The 18,650-nt window shown below is 42.8% G+C and carries 18 protein-coding genes; all 18 read right to left on the bottom strand.

Annotated features, from left to right (window positions below):
* Window positions 1–46 precede the first annotated feature (46 nt).
* Complete coding sequence (locus tag IGI42_RS01470) at window positions 47–376, bottom strand: bacteriocin immunity protein (RefSeq protein ID WP_438713825.1); 330 nt, start codon at window positions 374–376, stop codon at window positions 47–49.
* Between the two features lie 107 nt (window positions 377–483).
* Entirely contained in the window at window positions 484–1,116 is a 633-nt protein-coding gene (gene pyrE, locus IGI42_RS01465) for an orotate phosphoribosyltransferase (protein ID WP_438713824.1), read from the bottom strand.
* Window positions 1,113–1,829: an orotidine-5'-phosphate decarboxylase gene (gene pyrF / locus IGI42_RS01460; protein ID WP_438713823.1), complete on the bottom strand. Its 717-nt coding sequence runs from the start codon at window positions 1,827–1,829 to the stop codon at window positions 1,113–1,115. The genes pyrE and pyrF overlap by 4 nt, the downstream gene beginning before the upstream one ends.
* Complete coding sequence (locus IGI42_RS01455) at window positions 1,829–2,752, bottom strand: dihydroorotate dehydrogenase (RefSeq protein WP_438713821.1); 924 nt, start codon at window positions 2,750–2,752, stop codon at window positions 1,829–1,831. Before IGI42_RS01455 ends, pyrF begins: the two co-directional genes overlap by 1 nt.
* The gene (locus IGI42_RS01450; RefSeq protein ID WP_438713820.1) at window positions 2,752–3,522 is read right to left on the bottom strand and encodes a dihydroorotate dehydrogenase electron transfer subunit; all 771 of its coding nucleotides are present in this window, start codon (window positions 3,520–3,522) and stop codon (window positions 2,752–2,754) included. Before IGI42_RS01450 ends, IGI42_RS01455 begins: the two co-directional genes overlap by 1 nt.
* A 72-nt stretch (window positions 3,523–3,594) precedes the next feature.
* The gene (gene carB, locus IGI42_RS01445) at window positions 3,595–6,777 is read right to left on the bottom strand and encodes a carbamoyl-phosphate synthase large subunit (protein WP_438713819.1); all 3,183 of its coding nucleotides are present in this window, start codon (window positions 6,775–6,777) and stop codon (window positions 3,595–3,597) included.
* Complete coding sequence (locus IGI42_RS01440) at window positions 6,778–7,857, bottom strand: carbamoyl phosphate synthase small subunit (protein WP_438713818.1); 1,080 nt, start codon at window positions 7,855–7,857, stop codon at window positions 6,778–6,780.
* Window positions 7,858–7,861: 4 nt separating this feature from the next.
* Window positions 7,862–9,142, bottom strand: a complete 1,281-nt coding sequence (locus tag IGI42_RS01435; RefSeq protein WP_438713816.1) for a dihydroorotase — start codon at window positions 9,140–9,142, stop codon at window positions 7,862–7,864.
* Window positions 9,143–9,343: 201 nt separating this feature from the next.
* A complete protein-coding gene (locus IGI42_RS01430; protein ID WP_438713815.1) occupies window positions 9,344–10,270 on the bottom strand; it encodes an aspartate carbamoyltransferase catalytic subunit in 927 nt (308 codons plus the stop codon).
* Window positions 10,271–10,282: 12 nt separating this feature from the next.
* The gene (locus tag IGI42_RS01425) at window positions 10,283–11,554 is read right to left on the bottom strand and encodes a solute carrier family 23 protein (RefSeq protein ID WP_438713814.1); all 1,272 of its coding nucleotides are present in this window, start codon (window positions 11,552–11,554) and stop codon (window positions 10,283–10,285) included.
* 7 nt (window positions 11,555–11,561) lie between these two features.
* A complete protein-coding gene (pyrR, locus tag IGI42_RS01420; RefSeq protein WP_207674220.1) occupies window positions 11,562–12,104 on the bottom strand; it encodes a bifunctional pyr operon transcriptional regulator/uracil phosphoribosyltransferase PyrR in 543 nt (180 codons plus the stop codon).
* Between the two features lie 215 nt (window positions 12,105–12,319).
* Window positions 12,320–13,228: an RluA family pseudouridine synthase gene (locus IGI42_RS01415; protein WP_438713812.1), complete on the bottom strand. Its 909-nt coding sequence runs from the start codon at window positions 13,226–13,228 to the stop codon at window positions 12,320–12,322.
* Entirely contained in the window at window positions 13,218–13,682 is a 465-nt protein-coding gene (gene lspA / locus IGI42_RS01410; protein ID WP_438713811.1) for a signal peptidase II, read from the bottom strand. Before lspA ends, IGI42_RS01415 begins: the two co-directional genes overlap by 11 nt.
* A gap of 4 nt (window positions 13,683–13,686) precedes the next feature.
* Entirely contained in the window at window positions 13,687–14,385 is a 699-nt protein-coding gene (locus IGI42_RS01405) for a CBS domain-containing protein (RefSeq protein WP_438713810.1), read from the bottom strand.
* 382 nt (window positions 14,386–14,767) lie between these two features.
* Window positions 14,768–15,370, bottom strand: coding sequence for a protein adenylyltransferase Fic (gene fic / locus IGI42_RS01400; RefSeq protein ID WP_438713809.1), 603 nt, complete (start codon window positions 15,368–15,370; stop codon window positions 14,768–14,770).
* 180 nt (window positions 15,371–15,550) lie between these two features.
* Window positions 15,551–16,693: an acetylornithine transaminase gene (locus IGI42_RS01395; RefSeq protein ID WP_438713808.1), complete on the bottom strand. Its 1,143-nt coding sequence runs from the start codon at window positions 16,691–16,693 to the stop codon at window positions 15,551–15,553.
* The gene (gene argB, locus IGI42_RS01390) at window positions 16,690–17,439 is read right to left on the bottom strand and encodes an acetylglutamate kinase (RefSeq protein WP_438713806.1); all 750 of its coding nucleotides are present in this window, start codon (window positions 17,437–17,439) and stop codon (window positions 16,690–16,692) included. Before argB ends, IGI42_RS01395 begins: the two co-directional genes overlap by 4 nt.
* Window positions 17,440–17,451: 12 nt before the next feature.
* Window positions 17,452–18,645: a bifunctional ornithine acetyltransferase/N-acetylglutamate synthase gene (gene argJ / locus IGI42_RS01385; RefSeq protein WP_438713805.1), complete on the bottom strand. Its 1,194-nt coding sequence runs from the start codon at window positions 18,643–18,645 to the stop codon at window positions 17,452–17,454.
* Window positions 18,646–18,650: the final 5 nt, after the last annotated feature.

The raw sequence follows: 18,650 nt of genomic DNA, 5'->3' as shown, positions 1-18,650 counted from the left end.
TTTTTTAGGCTCGGTAGAAGCATTCACAAGAGGACTGCTGAAGACGTTAATCCAAGTAACCGAAAAATTGCGTTTTGTCCGAAGTATTGGAGCGATAGACACCATTTAAACCGGCACGTTGACCGATCGCGGAAAGGCCGTTTAACAGTTTTTCCGCTGGTTTATCAAAATGGATGTGCTGGTTAAAGCCAACACTATAAATGTAATTAACTAAACGATTCACTAAAGCTTCGGGATTTTTAGCTGTATCCAGTTTCTTATAAACCTGCAGCAAGACCTCGATAATATCCTGCAACCCTTCTGATGGATCTGGCTGCTTCACTAGGTAATTATATAGATTATGAACCAATTCTTGGGCCGTTTCTCTTGTTTCCATTTTACTCTCTCCATTTTTCGCTTGTCTTTATCTTAAGTTTACTCTTTTTCTGAAAATAAAAAAACTTCCAAATCAGCAACTCAATGCGGATTCGGAAGCTCTTCTGCTTAGTTCAACCAGTTTTCTGGGTCTTGACGCCATTCTTTCAATAGAGCCAATTGTTGTTCGTTGATGTATTTTTCTTCTAATGCGATTTCGATTAAAGTTGAATAGTTTGTTAAAGTCAATAGCGGCATGTCAGCGGCTTTGAATTTTTCCACACCTTTATCTAATTCATAAGTAAAGATGGCTGCGACACCTAGTACGTCTGCGCCTTCTTTTTTCGCTGCTGCGGCTGCTTCCAGCACGCTTCCGCCAGTTGAGATCAAATCTTCAATGACTACCATCTTTTGGCCTTCAGTGATGCGGCCTTCGATTTGATTGCCTTTGCCATGATCTTTGGCTTTGCTGCGGATGTAAACCATTGGCAAGTCCAATAATTCAGCTACCCAAGCAGCATGAGGAATCCCAGCAGTTGCTGTTCCGGCAATGACTTCTACATCTGGATAGTTTGCTTTGATTTCTTCGGCTAAGCCTTTAGCGATTTCACGACGAACTTCTGGATAGCTCATGGTAATGCGGTTGTCGCAGTAAATTGGTGATTTGATGCCGCTAGCCCAAGTAAAAGGCTCATCAGGACTTAAAAAGACCGCTTCAATGTTTAGTAAATCTTTGGCAATGTTTTCTGCTACTGTTCTCATGCTTCACCGTTCCATTCTTTTTTAATTTGAAGATAGCTTTCGTAAGGTGTCTCAGATTGCGTAATTGGACGACCTACCACAATATAGTTTGAACCGATAGCTCGCGCCTGCTGCGGATCCATCACGCGTTTTTGGTCGCCGACACTGGCACCTTTTGGTCGGATTCCTGGAGTAAGGCAAATAAATTCATCGCTGGTTGCAGCATGAATCATCTCAACTTCTAAAGCAGAACAAACTACGCCGTCTAAGCCTGCTTCTTGAGCGCATTTCGCATAGTGAACCACACTATCCTTCAACGGCACTTGAATCAGCTGGTCGTGATGCATTTGTTCTTCGCTAGTTGAAGTTAATTGCGTTACTGCAATTAAATCTGGTACGTCTTTGCCTGCCGCAGTTCCTTCGACTAGACCTTCTTTAGCCGCTGCCATCATTTCGATTCCGCCGGCAGCATGAACATTGGTCATCCGAACGCCTAATTTCGCCAAGCCTTTCATAGCTTTTTTGACGGTGTTAGGAATATCATGCAATTTCAAATCCAAAAAGACATCGTGCCCCGCGGCTGTCAATTCATGAACAATGCTGGGCCCTTCTTGGTAAAAAAGCTCCATGCCGATTTTAACAAATAGTTTTTCATCAGCCGGAAATTGCGCTAAAAAGGTTTGGATCTCTTCTTGGGAAGAGAAATCCAAGGCGATGATTGGTCGTTTTTCCATTACTTTCTGGCCTCCTTGACTTCTTTGCGTAATTCTTCAAGAGAATCAATACCTAATTCTGCCATTTTTGCAGGCAAGGCGTCAATAAGTTTTGGACAAATATATGGATCAGTGAAATTCGCAGTACCTACAGCAACTGCACTAGCGCCAGCCATAAACATCTCCAACACATCATCCACCGTTTGCACACCGCCCATACCGATAATCGGCAGGTCGCTGACACCGGCAACTTGATGGATCAAACGAATTGCTACTGGTTTGATTGCAGGGCCAGAAAGTCCTCCGGTCTGGTTAGCTAAAATTGGCTGACGGGTCTTCAAGTCGATCCGCATCCCCAACAAAGTATTAATCATGGTAAAGCCGTCTGCTCCGCCTTCGTCAATCGCTTTAGCAATCGGTACAATATCGGTAACATTAGGACTTAACTTCACGTAAATCGGCACAGAAGCGACTGCCTTCACCGCTTTTGTCAGACGATAGGCTACTTCAGGGTCAGTACCAAAAGCAATCCCGCCGTGTTTTACATTGGGACAAGAAATATTCAGCTCAATCGCTTTAACATTCGGTGCATCACCAATTCGGCTACAGACTTCGATATAATCTTCTTCACAAGCTCCAGCAACGTTAGCAATAATCGGCAACTGCTCAAACTTTTCCAAAGAAGGCAAAATTTCAGTCATGACAGTATCTAGTCCAGGGTTTTGCAGTCCGATAGCATTCAGCATGCCGCTTGGCGTTTCAGCCACCCGCGGCGTTTCGTTGCCGTAGCGAGATTGTGGCGTGGTGGCTTTAATCATAATCGAACCTAATTGGTTTAAATCATAATAATCCGCATATTCTTTACCAAAGCCAAAGCATCCGCTGGCTGGCATAATCGGGTTTTTCAAATCTAACCCAGGTAATTTAACCGCTAATGGATTCATTAAAAGACTACCTCCCCTGCTTGGAATACTGGTCCGTCATCGCAGACCTTGACGCTCTTACTTGGCTCTTCGGCTACATGACAAACACAGGCATAACAAGCGCCCATGCCGCAAGCCATCCGTGATTCTAATGAAAGCTGCACATTGTCAACTTCGGTATATAACTGTTCGACTGTTTTCAGTAAGCCGTTATTTCCGCAAGCGAAAACAACCGTTGGCTGCTCTTCTTCTGCCAATAGTAAATTACCGACATTTCCCTGCATGCCAAAGCTGCCGTCATCTGTCGCAAAACGCGTATCCCCTAATGCTTGGAATTCCTCCGCATAGTAAACGACATCTTTTGAGCCAAAGCCTAGAAAATGAACAACTTCTACGCCTTGTTTTTTTAGCTGTTTAGACAATTCATATAAAGGAGGTACACCAATTCCGCCGCCTACGATAAAGGCTTTGTCGCCGCTATTGAGACCAGACAGATCGAATCCATTTCCTAAAGGACCCATGACATCCAATTGGTCGCCAGCTTGTAATTCCGCAAAGAACTTCGTGCCTTCGCCTTCCACTCGGTAAATAATGGTACAGGTTGCTTTTTCATGATCAATTTGGTTAATGCTAATTGGACGACGCAACAGTAAATCTGCCCGTGGTACCCGAATATGGATAAATTGTCCCGGATTGTGCATTTGTTCCACCAGTTTACCGGTTAGAACCATTTCGTAAATTCTCGGTGCTAGTTGCTGCTGGCTGACAATCGTCATCATTTCTTGTTTCATAAGCCCCTCCTATAGAAAAAGATTCGCAATATTCAAAAGGAGACAGAGTGCTGGGCACTCTGTCCTAAATTTCTAAATTTCTTGGATAGAAAACGAGCGTGATTCCATTACTCGTAAAATTGCATTGGCAGTATCTAATGAAGTGAACAATGGTACACCATGTTCGACTGCTTCCCGGCGAATAATAAAGCCATCTTCAGATGAGTTTTGACGGTCTTTATCCATCGTGTTGATTACTACCTGTGCTTCACCGCGGCGAATCATTTCTACCACGTTATCTTCTGATGATTCTGAGATTTTGGCAATCGTCTTAGAGCTCAAGCCGTTTTCTTCAAAATACTTGGCGGTTCCAGCCGTTGCCAGCAAGCTATAGCCAACATCTGTAAAACGTTTCGCTAAGTCTAAGGCTTCTTCTTTGGTATCATCAGCGACTGTGAATAAAACAGCACCATAATCAGGTAAGTGAAGACCTGATGCTTCAAAGGCTTTATACAGCGCTTTTTCCAAATTACGGTCTGAGCCCATTACTTCACCGGTTGACTTCATTTCAGGTCCTAAGTAAGTATCGACCTTTTGTAGTTTGGTAAAGCTGAAGACAGGCGCCTTCACATGGACCAGCTTACTTTCAGGATACAAACCATCTTGGTAGCCCATTTCTTCCAAGGAGTTGCCTAAAATTGCTTTGGTCGCAATTTGTGCCATTGGAATATTTGTGATCTTACTCAAGAAAGGCACTGTTCGACTAGCTCTTGGATTCACTTCGATGACATAGACTTCATCTTCATGAATGACGAATTGAATGTTCATCATGCCGATGCAGTTCATACCTAAAGCCAGCTTGCGAGTGTAATCTTCAATTGTTGCAATGATTTTATCTGAGAAAGTTTGCGGCGGATAAACAGCCATCGAGTCACCTGAGTGAACCCCAGCTCGTTCGATGTGTTCCATGATTCCTGGAATCAATACCGTTTTACCATCACAAATCGCATCTACTTCACATTCTTTACCAACCATGTAACGGTCAACTAAGACTGGATGTTCAGGTGAAGCTTTCACGGCGTTTGCCATGTAATCTTCTAAGTCTGGTTGATTTTCAACGATTTCCATTGCACGTCCACCTAATACATAGCTTGGACGTACTAAGACTGGGTAACCGATGCGGTCAGCGATAACTACTGCTTCTTCACTACTAGTAGCTGTATCTCCCACTGGTTGCGGAATTCCTAATCGCTTCAGAACTTGTTCAAATTGGTCCCGATCTTCGGCACGGTCTAAATCTTCAATCGTGGTACCTAAGATTTTCACGCCGTTTCTCACTAGAGGTTCTGCTAAGTTAATCGCCGTTTGTCCGCCGAATTGAACGATAACGCCGATTGGCTGTTCTAATTCAATCACGTTCATCACATCTTCAAGGGTTAATGGCTCGAAGTAAAGTTTATCTGAAACCGAGAAGTCAGTGGAAACTGTTTCTGGGTTACTGTTCATAATAATCGCTTCATAACCCGCAGCTTGAATCGCTTTTACTGAGTGAACCGTTGCATAGTCAAATTCTACCCCTTGTCCAATACGGATTGGGCCTGAGCCTAAAACTAAGACCGATTCTTTTTCGGAACGGACACTTTCATTTTCAAATTCATAGGTACTGTAGAAATATGGTGTTTGCGATTCAAATTCCGCTGCACAAGTGTCCACCATTTTGTAAACAGGCAAGATCTTTTCTGCATGACGCAGATCACTGATTGCTTTTTCAGTCGTTGACCATAAAGAAGCAATCTTCTTATCAGCAAATCCATTTTGTTTGGCTTTCTTCAAAACATCGATGTCTTGAACATTCTGTGCCAATTCATTTTCTAGCTCAACAACATGTAACAATTTATCTAGGAAGAACAGATCGATCTTAGTTAAATCACTCAACTCTTCAATTGTATAGCCCCGACGTAAAGCTTCTGCCAAATAGAACAAGCGATCGTCTTGCGCCTTTACGATTTTTTCCGTTAACAATTCGTCCGTTACTTCACTAAATTCAGGAATTTCAACGTGAGAAACGCCAATTTCTAATGAACGAACGGCTTTTAACAGTGATTCTTCGATGTTACGGCCGATCGCCATTACTTCGCCGGTCGCTTTCATTTGCGTACCTAGCACCCGTTCGCCTGATTCGAATTTGTCAAAAGGCCAACGGGGAATCTTAGAAACAATGTAGTCCAAAGCTGGTTCAAATTCAGCATAAGTTGTTCCTGTTACTGGATTCTTCATTTCATCTAATGTTAGACCGACTGCAATTTTTGCAGCTAGTTTAGCAATCGGATAACCAGTGGCTTTACTTGCCAAGGCGGATGAGCGAGATACCCGCGGGTTCACTTCGATGACATAGTAGTCAAAGCTATGTGGATCAAGGGCTAACTGTACATTACAGCCGCCTTCGATTTTCAAAGCGCGGATAATCGACAAGGACGCATCCCGCAGCATTTGATATTCATAGTCAGACAAGGTTTGACTTGGAGCAAACACAATCGAATCGCCGGTATGAATCCCGACAGGATCGAAGTTCTCCATGTTACAAACAACAATCGCATTATCAGCTGAATCACGCATTACTTCGTATTCAATTTCTTTATAACCGGCAATCGATTTTTCAATTAAACACTGGGTAGCTGGTGAAAGCTTCAATCCATTTTCAGCAATCACGCGTAATTCATCTTCGTTGTCACACATACCGCCGCCAGTTCCACCTAATGTGAAAGCTGGACGTACGATGATTGGGTAGCCAATCGTGTTAGCAAAAGCCACTGCTTCTTCTACAGTGTTGACGATTTCTGATTCAGGAATCGGTTGATTCAGTTCTTCCATTAACTGTTTGAATAAATCACGGTCCTCTGCTTGGTCAATCGCCGCAAGCTTCGTTCCTAAAAGCTCAATGTTTAATTCATCTAAGATACCTGAAGCCGCTAGTTCCATCGCCATGTTTAACCCGGTTTGTCCCCCAAGTGTTGGTAAAATCGCATCTGGCAATTCTCTGCGCAAAATACGAGAAACGAACTCAAGCGTAATGGGTTCGATATAAACGGAATCAGCAATTTCTTTATCCGTCATGATCGTTGCCGGATTGGAGTTCACCAAAACAACTTCGTAACCTTCTTCTTTTAACGCTAAGCAAGCTTGAGTGCCGGCATAGTCAAATTCGGCTGCTTGTCCAATTACAATCGGTCCAGAACCGATAACCATGATTTTATTAATATCTGTGCGTTTTGGCATTTATGCTTGCTCCTTCCATGCATCCATCATTTCCATAAATTCATCGAATAAATGTAGGGCATCATGTGGTCCCGGTGCTGCATCCGGATGGAATTGCACACTGAAGGCTGGGTAATGACGATGTCTAACCCCTTCAATCGTACCATCGTTTACTTCCACATGGGTTACCATTAGTTTTGTCGCATCAATCGATTTTTCATCGACTGCAAACCCGTGGTTCTGCGATGTAAAATCAATCCGACCCGTAGCAATTTCCCGTACAGGGTGATTCAAACCACGATGACCAAACTTCATTTTATAAGTATTAGCACCATTAGCTAGGGCAAATAATTGGTGCCCTAAGCAGATACCGAAAATTGGTACTTTACCTTGGATTTGTTGAATCATTTCAATTGCTTCCGGTACATCTTGAGGATCTCCAGGGCCATTGGTTAACATGACGCCATCTGGTGCTAAGTCTAAAATAGTTTTCGCATCGGTATCGTAAGGCATTACCGTCAAATTACACTCACGACGGGATAATTCTCGTAAAATACTATGCTTCAAGCCAAAGTCAATAACCACAACATTGCGGCCGACACCGGGACTTGGATACGGACTAACCGTTGAAACCTGTTGAACTTGGTTGGTAGGTAATACCGTCGCTTTCAGCTGGTCAAAAGCATGGTGCAGTTGATCACCTGCATCTACCATGCTTGCTTTCATCGTCCCGTGATTACGTAATTTTTTCGTTAATGCTCGAGTATCGATTCCGGCAATTCCAGGAATTCCTTTCCGCTTCAAAAATTCATCCAAAGTCATTTGATTACGCCAGTTGTTTGCGCGGCGTGCATGTTCTTTCACAACAACGCCTTTACAAGTTGGAGCGATTGATTCGTGGTCATCACGGTTGATTCCGTAATTACCCACAATCGGGTAAGTAAATGTAATAATTTGACCATTGAAACTTTGATCGGTAATGGTTTCTTGGTAACCAGTCATACTTGTAGTAAAAACAATTTCTCCAAATACATTGGCTTCAGCACCAAAGGCTTCCCCTTCAAACACTGTGCCATCTTCTAAAATTAGCAGTCTCTTCAACTTATTAATCCTCCTTGTTGTACACCAGTTTGCCGTCCACGAAAGTGAACATCGTATGACCTTTCACTGGCCATCCTGTAAATGGTGTGTTAACACCCATTGAAGCAAATTGCTTGTCGTCAATTTTTTCTTCGGTATCCAAATCGAACACTGCTACATCAGCAGGTGCGCCAATGTTCAATGTTCCAGCATTCAGACCAAAGATTTCAGCTGGTTTGACTGCCATCCAGTCAATTACTTGTTCTAAAGTGAAGCGGCCAGTTTCTACAAAGTGGGTGTAGATTAATTGGAAAGCTGTTTCGCTGCCCACAATCCCGAATGGTGATTTTAAGAATGTTTGATTTTTTTCTTCTAAACCGTGTGGGGCGTGGTCAGTAGCGATACAATCGATCGTTCCATCTAGTAGACCTTCAATCAATGCGTCGCGGTCTTCTTTAGCACGTAATGGCGGGTTCATTTTCCAAAAGCCGTTATCTTCCGGAATATCTTCGTCCATTAAGATCAAGTGATGAGGTGAAACCTCGGCTGTTACATGAACGCCGGCTTTTTTCGCATCACGAATCACCCGAACACTTTCTTTTGTCGATACGTGGCAGACATGGTAATGAGCGCCAGTTTCTTCAGCTAAGATCACGTCGCGAGCAATTTGTGATGATTCAGTGGCACTCATGATACCTGGCAAGCCTAATTTTTCACTGACTTCACCAGTATGCATCACACCACCGAATAATAGTGAGTCATCTTCGGTATGAGCAACTAGAGCCCTTCCTTGCTTCGCTGCTTCTTTCATTGCTAAGTACATGGTTCCGGCAGTTTGAACCCCTACGCCATCATTGGTGAAGGCAAAAGCGCCGGCTGCTTTTAGTCCAGCTTGGTCCGTTAAGACTTCACTACGCAAGCCTTCAGTAATTGGTGCATATTGTAATACTTTAACTACAGCATCGCGTTTGATAATATCCAGAACGTTTTGAAATTTTTCCACTGTATCAGGAGTAGGATCAAGATTTGGCATGGCACAAACGGTTGTAAATCCCCCGCGAGCAGCTGCTTGGCTACCTGTTTTGATGGTTTCTTTGTAAGTAAAGCCAGGCTCCCGCAAATGAACGTGAACGTCCACTAAACCAGGTGTTACCAATTGACCGTTCGCATCGTAAACTTCGTCAAACTCTAAGTTCTTAAAGTCTTTACCGATTCCAGCGATTACGCCATCTTCTAACCAAACATCTGCTTCTATTAATTGATTGCCTTTTCCAGCAATTTTACCGTTTTTAATAAGTACCTTCATATCTATCTCTCCTTGTTCGTTTTAGTGGAATAATTTTTCTTGAGGAAAAATTAATTCGATTCTCACGCCGTATACCATCCAACTACACTGCTCGATTCCTGTTTAGCTGCTAAAGTTCTTTTTTTGTTTGCTTCTATTGTGAATAGAACTGCGAAAAGTTGGACTGGCACCTTTAAATGTTTTATTTTCCACTCTTTGTAACTAAGCGACACCATTTAAAATGGCTTCCAAGATCGCCATCCGCACAAACACTCCGTTGCTCATTTGTTCCACGATGCGTGATTGGTAGCTTTCGACTAATGAATCGGCGATTTCGACATCGCGGTTCACTGGTGCTGGGTGCATGATGATGGCTTTTTCTTTCATGCGTTTTGCTCGTTCAAGTGTCAAGCCATATTCTTGGTGGTAGCCTTCTTTAGAAAAGCTTTCATTTCCATCATGACGTTCATGTTGAACTCGTAACAGCATCACGACGTCTACTTTATCGACTAATTCATCCAACGGACAATATTCACCATATACATCAAAGCTGTGATCGTACCATTGTTCAGGACCAGAGAAGAAGACTTCTGCCCGCAAACGATTCAACATTTGCATGTTGGATTTCGCTACCCGTGAGTGAGTAATATCGCCTACGATAGCTACCTTTAAGCCTTCGAAATACCCAAACTCTTCATAAATCGTCATTAAGTCCAGCAAACATTGAGTGGGATGCTGGCCACTGCCGTCACCGCCGTTGATGATCGAGCAGTGAACCGTCCGGCTTTGAATTAATTCGTCATAATAATTTTCGTCACCGTGACGAATAACACATACGTCCACGCCGATAGCCGACATGGTTAATACCGTGTCGTACAAAGTTTCACCTTTTTGCACTGAGCTAGTTCTAGAATCAAAATCAATCACGTCCAATCCCAATTTCTTCTCAGCCACCTCAAAGCTTTTGTGCGTCCGGGTGCTGTTTTCAAAAAAGAGATTTGCAGCAAAGTATTGAGGCTTCTCGGGTGTCCACTTGGCACCGTTCTTGAATTGCTGTCCTCGGGTAATAAGTCCCATAACTTCCTGATCGGATAAGGCTTCAACTGTCAACAAATGCTTCAAACTAATTTTTTCAGATTGGATGATCATGCTATTTCCTCCTTATTTTTCGCTGCGTGCTTTCTCAGGTAAAATTAAATTTAAGATAATGCCCAGTACTGTTGCTAGGGCCATTGAAGATAAAGTAAAGGTGCCTGCTTGGAAGACCAAACCGCCGATGCCGATTACTAGGATCGTTGAGGCAATCAACAGGTTTTTCTTACGGTCAAAATCAATTTGGTTCTCAATCAGGATTTTTAGTCCGCTGGCGGCAATTACCCCAAACAGGATAAAGCTGATACCAGAGATAACTGGTCCTGGGATACTTAAGATTAACGCACTCAGTTTTCCGACAAATCCTAAAGCGATGGCGAAGACTGCTGCACCACCGATAACGAACACACTGTGTACCCGAGTGATGGCTAGTACGCCGATGTTCTCGCCGTAGCTGGTTACTGGCGGACCTCCCACAAGTCCAGCAACAATTTGCGCTAAGCCGTCTCCCAATAAAGTGTGATCCAAGCCTGGATCTTCGAAAAAGTTTCGTTTAGTTAATTTATTCAATACCATTAAGTGCCCGATATGCTCAGTCATTGTTACAAAAGCAATCGGCGCCATCGTAGTGATCGCATTTACGTATAGCTTCGGTTGATACGTAGCAAATGGTACTTCAAAAGCTGGCAAAGCGAACCAATGAGCATCGATAATCGGCTGATAGTCGATGATGCCAAACAGCATTGCTGTGATATAGCCGCAAACAATTCCCAGCAATATTGGAATCAAACCTAGAAAACCTGAGAAAAACATGTTGAAGAATATTGTTAATCCCAGTGTGATTAGAGCGACTAGCACATACTTAAAGTCATACACGTTGTTGTTGTACATCGCGTTGGTCGCAGCGTTTGCTGCCAGCCCTAACCCGATAACCATTACAACTGGTCCCACAACAATTGGCGGTAAAATTTTATCCAACCAGCCAGAGCCGATCTTGCGAATCAAGAATGAGACAATCAGGTAGACTAACCCACATGTCATTGCTCCTTGTGCTACTGCTGGATAACCGTCAGACTGCATTAACAGCTGCATCGCCGCAATAAAAGCAAAGCTGCTGCCTAGATATGCCGGAATTTTTCCTTTAGTGACGCTAAGATATACCAACGTCCCTAGCCCCGAACTGACTAGCGCAATACTTGGATTAATTCCCACCATAATTGGAACCAGCACCGTTGCGCCAAACATCGTAAACAGATGTTGAATACTTAATCCTACCCAATGTCCTAACTTAGGACGATCCTTGATGTCTAATACCACATCGTCGTTGTGAAACTCTTGCATTTGTCCTTTACGCCTCTTCCTTTTGGATCAAGATACGATCTTGTCCGTCCATTTCTTCCATCTCAACAATGATTTCTTCTGTTAAAGCTGTCGGAATATTTTTTCCAACATAATCTGCCCGAATTGGCAGCTCTCTATGCCCTCTATCCACTAACACCGCCAGTGAAATTCGGTTTGGTCGGCCATAATCCATTACTGCATCTAATGCTGCCCGAATTGTTCGACCAGTAAACAACACATCGTCTACTAAGATCACTTCTTTGCCGGCAATTTCAAACGGAATGTCTGATGAATGTAGTTCCGGCTCAGCTGCTTCTGTTTCCTTCACATCATCTCGGTAAAGAGTGATATCCAACTCTCCCACTGGAATTTCGATGTGTTCTAATTGTTTCAAGCGTTCAGCGATTCGCTGAGCGATAAAGATGCCTCGTGTTTTGATCCCGACTAACACAATATCTTGAACCCCTTTATTACGTTCAATGATTTCATAGGTAATGCGGGTTAATGCTCGCTTCATCGTTACTTCATCGACAACTTCTTTTTTGTACATTCTGTCTCCTCCTCATTTTTCCATAAAAAAACTCCTACCCGCATGCAGGTAGGAGGATTGTATTCGACTTCGTCAAAAACGATAGAGTTGTTCCTAGGCGCACCTAGTCCAAGCTTCTATCTCCACCCTTCTTAGCCTCACGGGACTACTCTTAAAGGATCTCGCTATTTAGTTTTTTCTCACTGGGAATACTATACCGTTCTTCACTAAAGAAATCAATCTTTTTCTTGCAGTTGCTTTAAAGTTTTTTGAAAAATTTCAGGTAAAGGTGCTTCAAAGACTAAGTTCTCGCCGGTTCTCGGATGAGTAAAGCCTAAAAGTTTGGCATGTAAGAACTGCCCGTTGCCTTTTAAGGTTTTTTTCGGTCCATAGGTTGGATCACCCGCCACGGGATAGCCGATGTATTGCATGTGCACCCGAATTTGGTGTGTCCGGCCAGTTTCCAATTGTAGTTCAATCAGCGTAAAATCCTTATAGCGCTGCAACACTTGGAAATGGGTCACGGCTGGTTTACCGCCTTCTACCACAGCCTGCATCTTGCGATCAACCTTAGAACGACCAATCGGTGCTTCGATCCGCCCCTTTTCATGGGGAATTTCGCCATGAACTAAAGCGACATATTTTCTTAAGGAAGTTTTGTCTTTCAATTGCTTTGCCAATGCTTCGTGGGCTTGGTCATTTTTCGCTACCATTAATAAGCCAGAAGTATCTTTGTCGATCCGGTGAACAATCCCCGGGCGAACCACATCATTAATAGTAGATAAATCTTTAATCTGGTGAAGTAGCCCATTGACTAAAGTACCTTTCGGATGTCCCGCAGAGGGATGCACCACCATCCCTTGAGGCTTATTAACCACTACCACGTCTTCATCTTCGTAAACAATATCCAGCTGTAAATCTTCCGGTAAAAGCTCCAACTCTTCCGGCTCGGGTACCCGAATTAAAATTTTGTCGCCTTTACTAACTTTGTAATTCGCTTTGATCGGCTGATCATCGACTGATACTTGACCGTCTTTAATCCATTGTTGAATCTGGGAACGCGAATGATCCTTCAACCGTTCATTTAATACCTTGTCAATTCGTCCAGTCTCCTCGCGAACAATTACTTCAATTTCATTTTCCATGTTTTTTATCTCTCTCATCTAATAAAATGTAAATAAAGATCATCGCTACACCGACCACCAACGCCATATCCGCAATGTTGAATATGGGGAAGTTGATAAAATCTAGTTGAATCATATCGACTACGTATCCTAAGCGCAGACGATCGATGAAATTTCCTACTGCTCCTGCCAAAAACAAGCTTAACCCAAAAGTCAGCCACTTGCTTTCGTGTAAATGCTTGTTTAAATAATAAACCCCGCCGACAACTGCCGCAATTGTAATAATAATGAAGAAAACTCGTTGTCCCTCAAATAGACTAAACGCTCCACCCGTATTGTGAATGTAAGTCAACGACAATACATTTGGGATCAGCTCCTGCATGTCTCCTAGATTAAAATTACCTACAATCCAAAATTTAAACCATTGATCCGCACCTATAACGACGGCGCTCAAAATTAAATATACAGCTAACAATAAACTACTCCTCTTTCTGAACATAAATATCCCGTGGTCGAATAATCCCTAGTAAGTTACCGTTAGGATCGCCATCTTTAGTAATCAAGACCGCTTCTAACGTGGTTTGTGCTCGGAACATCTCTTCCACTTCAGCAACCTTAGTCTCCGCATCAACAAAATGGAAGTTGGTACTCTTACCATTTGACTGAAGTAAATCCTCCGCCTTCTTGCCTTCCAAATTAACCGGACCCTCTAAGCTAGCTTGCGCAAAAAACAAGCCAATCGTCCGCAACGTCACTAAGCCTTGGAACTCTCCCCGATGATACACCGGAAATTGCGAGAACCGCTTTTCTGCTACAATCTCCATAATACTACGTAAAGGCAAGTTCTGTTCAAAGCCAGTCACCTTTTTACCAAATCTTGGCAAAACCTTTTCCGGACGAATCAATACTTCTTCAATCTCCGCAATTCGCTTCACCGCCCAATCATTGGGCTCCGCAATCACAAAGTCATCCGCAATCTGATCATGCACAATCGCATTGCGCAGCTGCGCCAACTGCAGCAAATCATTTTCATTATTGCCTACCAGTACACCTTTACGCTTAGACAGACGGCGAACCATCTCACTAAAGCCCATGTTGGCAGGATTATTTAGTTGATTCCTTAATTCCTTTTCAATTCGATTAAATGTACTAAGAAACTCCTCAGCTCTCTCGCCCATGAATGTGCTCCTTTTTCGTTACTATTCACAGTATAGTAAAAATGAAGGTATAAAGAAAGCAGGAACGACGAAAAACTCGGCAATTTTGGGTTTGCCGAGTAGATAGTACAACTTCAAACTTTCTTTCTCTCGAATTTATCGAGACCCTTTTATCAAAATAATCAACTCTCTATACTTCTAATTCTTTGCTCAAAACAGCTAGTACAATTGAGGTGTTTTTGTTCTAATACTATGCCTTTTACTCATTGAAAACACTCTGAATGCTATTCTAATAGTGTTTTTCTGTTTTTAATCTAGGGGGGTTCTCTTTACCTAACTATCTTTTTTGTAGTGTTCCGTGATTGTAGTAATCTATGCTCGCTTCACCAATCACTATAGTTTACTACAACTCATCAATCCTATACTCCATGTATCCTTCATAGAAATAGCTAGTATCTATTCCTTTCATGAATGTCTCTCGATCATTAATTTTATCCGTCAATGAATCTTTTAACAGAAATCTGATTTCTAAATCATTTACAGGGCTACGTTCCATTGCGGAAAGGTAAGCCTCTTTGTCAACCTGACTCCAGTCTACAACCTGGCCGATTTCTTTCTTCAAGATTAAATCCAGCCAAATTCTCATGCTTCTACCGTTACCTTCACGGAATGGATGGGCCACGTTCATCTCAACGTACTTGGCAATAATCTCTTCATAATTTTTCTGGGACATTTTATTGATATTTTCTAAAGCTGGTTCAAGATACATTACCGGTGCAAAGCGGAAATTCCCTTTTGAGATATTGTCATGACGAATTTTCCCAGCAAAATAGTAGATATCTTCAAAGAGATATTTATGGATTTCAGCTAATCCTTGAAAAGTTCCTACTTCTAATTTATTGATTTTGCCAGATTCAAACAATTCTTTAGCTTTTTGCTTACTAATTTTTTCTTCAGCTCTAGCAAGTTCGATTTGATCTGTAATGCCCAATTTATTTTCTAACATCTGAATTCTCCTTAATTCCTCAACCGTTTTATATTAACCTAATGTTACCATTTTGACTGAGCTGTGTAAAAAAAGCAAAATCTATCAGATTATTCATCAATTAAATTGCTTTAGAATGCTTTGCCAAACTAAAAAACCCGAAACACCATCCGGCATTCCGAGCACAATTCATGTATTCAACTATTCCGACAATACTCCTTTAATCATCCCAATACCCTTCTCCAACTCACCCTGTTCAATCGTCAGTGGTGGCAGAAGTCGCATGGTATTGTTCCCGGCCTTCAAGACAAGCAGGCCTTTCTTTTGCAGCTCAGAAACTGCCGCATTCAACGTGTCGGCATCTGTCAACTGAATACCTATCATCAAGCCTTGTCCGCGAACATCCAGAACTTTATCACTTGAATCCTTCAAGCTGCCTAAAGCTTTCATAGCATACTCGCCTTTTTTCTTAACTTCGGCTAGGAAGTCTTCATCGTTGATGATGTCGATAACTGATAAAGCTACGCGGAGCGCTAGCTTGTTGCCGCCAAAGGTGGTGCCGTGGGAGCCTGGTCCGAAGGCGTCTTTTAGTTCTTTTTTGCCTAACATGGCGCCGACTGGGATGCCGTTGCCTAAAGCTTTGGCTAAGGTGAAGATGTCTGGTTCGATTCCATAACCTTCAAAGGCGTAGAAATTACCGGTTCGTCCGATTCCTGTTTGAATCTCATCAACGATTAACAAAGCGCCTTGTTCTTTGCAGAGTTTAGCGACTTGCTGGACGAAGGAGACATCGGCTGGTAATACTCCACCCTCGCCTTGGATCAGCTCTATCATGACAGCTGCAGTGTTTTGATCCACGATCTGCTGGAGGGGTTCAATTTCATTGTATGGTACGTATTGAAAATCCGGTAAAATTGGTGCAAAGCCTTCGTGCAGCGCTTCTTGGCCTGTTGCACTTAGAGCGCCGTAAGTCCGTCCGTGGAATGATTGCTGGAAACTAATAATTTTTGATCGTCCGGTCGCTTTACGGGCTAATTTGATGGCGGCTTCGTTAGCTTCGGTTCCACTGTTACAGAAGAAGCCGAGATAATTTTTGTCGTTCGCTAATTTTTTAGCAACATCTTCCTGCAATTTACTAGCATAAAGGTTCGATGTATGCCAAATCAGATGCATTTGTTTTTCTAGGGCTTGGATTAGTTTGGGATGTTGATGGCCTAAGCTGTTTACCCCGATGCCGCTGGTGAAATCTAGGTATTCTTTGCCGGTTTGATCTACCACGCAATTTCCAAAGCCTCTGACTAAATCAATGGATTCTCTTTTGTAATTAGGAAATAGATGAGTCATGCGAATACCTTCGCTTTCGTGATTTTTGTGCCGCATTTCGCGATACTATCGGTAATAAAAACTTCTTTAACTCCTTTATTCAATGCTGAAGTGGCGCTGTCTAATTTAGGGATCATGCCGCCCGTGATGACTTCTTGATCCTTTAATTCTTCTACATCATCCGTGGTTAAATGCTCTAACCATTCGCCGTCACATTTCACACCAGGAACGTCAGTAATAAGGTACAATGCTTCAGCATCCAAAGCTTCAGCGATCTTGCAAGCTGCAGTATCGGCATTAATGTTTAACCATTCTCCTGTTTCGGTTAAACCTAATGGTGCGATAATCGGCACATGCCGCGTTGCTAGTACGTCTTCGATCATGCCGGTTCCGATATTGGTAATTTGGCCCACATAGCCTAATTTCTTTTTATCGATAAACTCCCCTTGAATCAATTGACCACATGAAGCATGCAAGCCAACTGCTGAGAAACCATTTTGTTGGAAAACCGTGGTGATGGCAGGTTGCACTTGGCCAATCAACACCATTTGGGTAATTTTTAAAGCTTGAGCAGAAGTCACACGCAGACCATTGGAAATAGTTACCGGCACGCTTAGCTTTTCCATCATTTCTGTGATGTAATAGCCACCGCCGTGAACAATGACGATTTCTTTGCCTTGCGCTTGCCAATCTGCTAATGTTTCAAAAAATTCTTCGGTTAAATTATCACTGGCTACTCCGCCAATTTTCACTACGATTTTTCCCATGATTTTCTCTCCTTACGTATGGTATAACGCGTTGACTTCTACATATTTGTAGGTCAAGTCACAGCCCCACGCTGCGCCCTTCGCGTCGCCTAAATTCATATCTACCGCAATAACAATCTTGTCTTGTTCTAAAATTGGTTTTATCGCTTCTTCGTCAAAGGCTTGCGGCTGGCTGCTTTTCAGTACCTGTACGCTGCCGATCCACATATCAACCTTTTCCGGATCAATCTTGGTTTCCGCATAACCGATAGCGCAAATGATGCGCCCCCAGTTAGGATCTTCCCCGAACATTGCCGTTTTCACTAACATCGAGCCTACAATTTTTTTGGCGATCATCCGTGCTGCTAAATCGTCAGTTGCACCGTTAACCTGTACTTCAATCAGCTTAGTTGCTCCCTCACCGTCTTTAGCGATCATCTTAGCCAACGTTTCGCTAACTAGCTGAAACATCGCTACGAAGGTATCATAGCCTTCTGTGCCCTTTTCAATCGTTGTGTTACCTGCCATGCCGTTTGCTAGCACTAGGACCATGTCGTTAGTAGATGTGTCACCATCTACCGTGATTTGGTTAAAGGTTGTTTCGGTTTTTTCGCTTAATAAATCTTGCAATAGTTCTTGTGAGATCTCTGCGTCGGTAGTGATGAAAGCGAGCATTGTTGCCATGTTAGGATGGATCATGCCTGAGCCTTTAGCCGCTCCGGCAATTGTTACGGTTTCACCGTTAATTTTGGCTTGGACTACTATTTCTTTGGTAGTTGTATCAGTTGTTAAAATGGCTTCGTGGAAATGATACGGTTCACAGTCTACAATGTCGATTTTTTGAATGCCTTTTTCTACTAAGTCAATCGGCATAATTTTGCCAATCACTCCAGTTGAGGCAACCGCAACCTTATCAGCGGTGACGCCTAGATGATCTGCAGTTACTTGTTGCATTTGTTTGGCATGTTGAAGACCGATTTCACCGGTACAAGCATTTGCATAACCGGAGTTAACAACTACCGCTTGGATGGTAGGTTCTTGCATAGCTTCTTTCGTCACATAAATTGGTGCTGCCTTCACTTGGTTTGTTGTATAAACAGCTGCAGCCTTCGCTGGTTTTTCTGAGTAAATAACTCCTAAATCCATTTTATTTTTCTTTAGTCCTGCGTGCAGGCCGGTCGCTTGGAAGCCCTTGGGACTTGCGACGGTTCCATCGATAATGTTCATCTAAT

Source organism: Enterococcus sp. AZ109 (genome assembly GCF_051714625.1).
GTDB lineage: Bacteria > Bacillota > Bacilli > Lactobacillales > Enterococcaceae > Enterococcus_A.
Note: the sequence above shows the minus strand (reverse complement) of the source record. Positions and strands in the feature narration are given on the sequence as shown.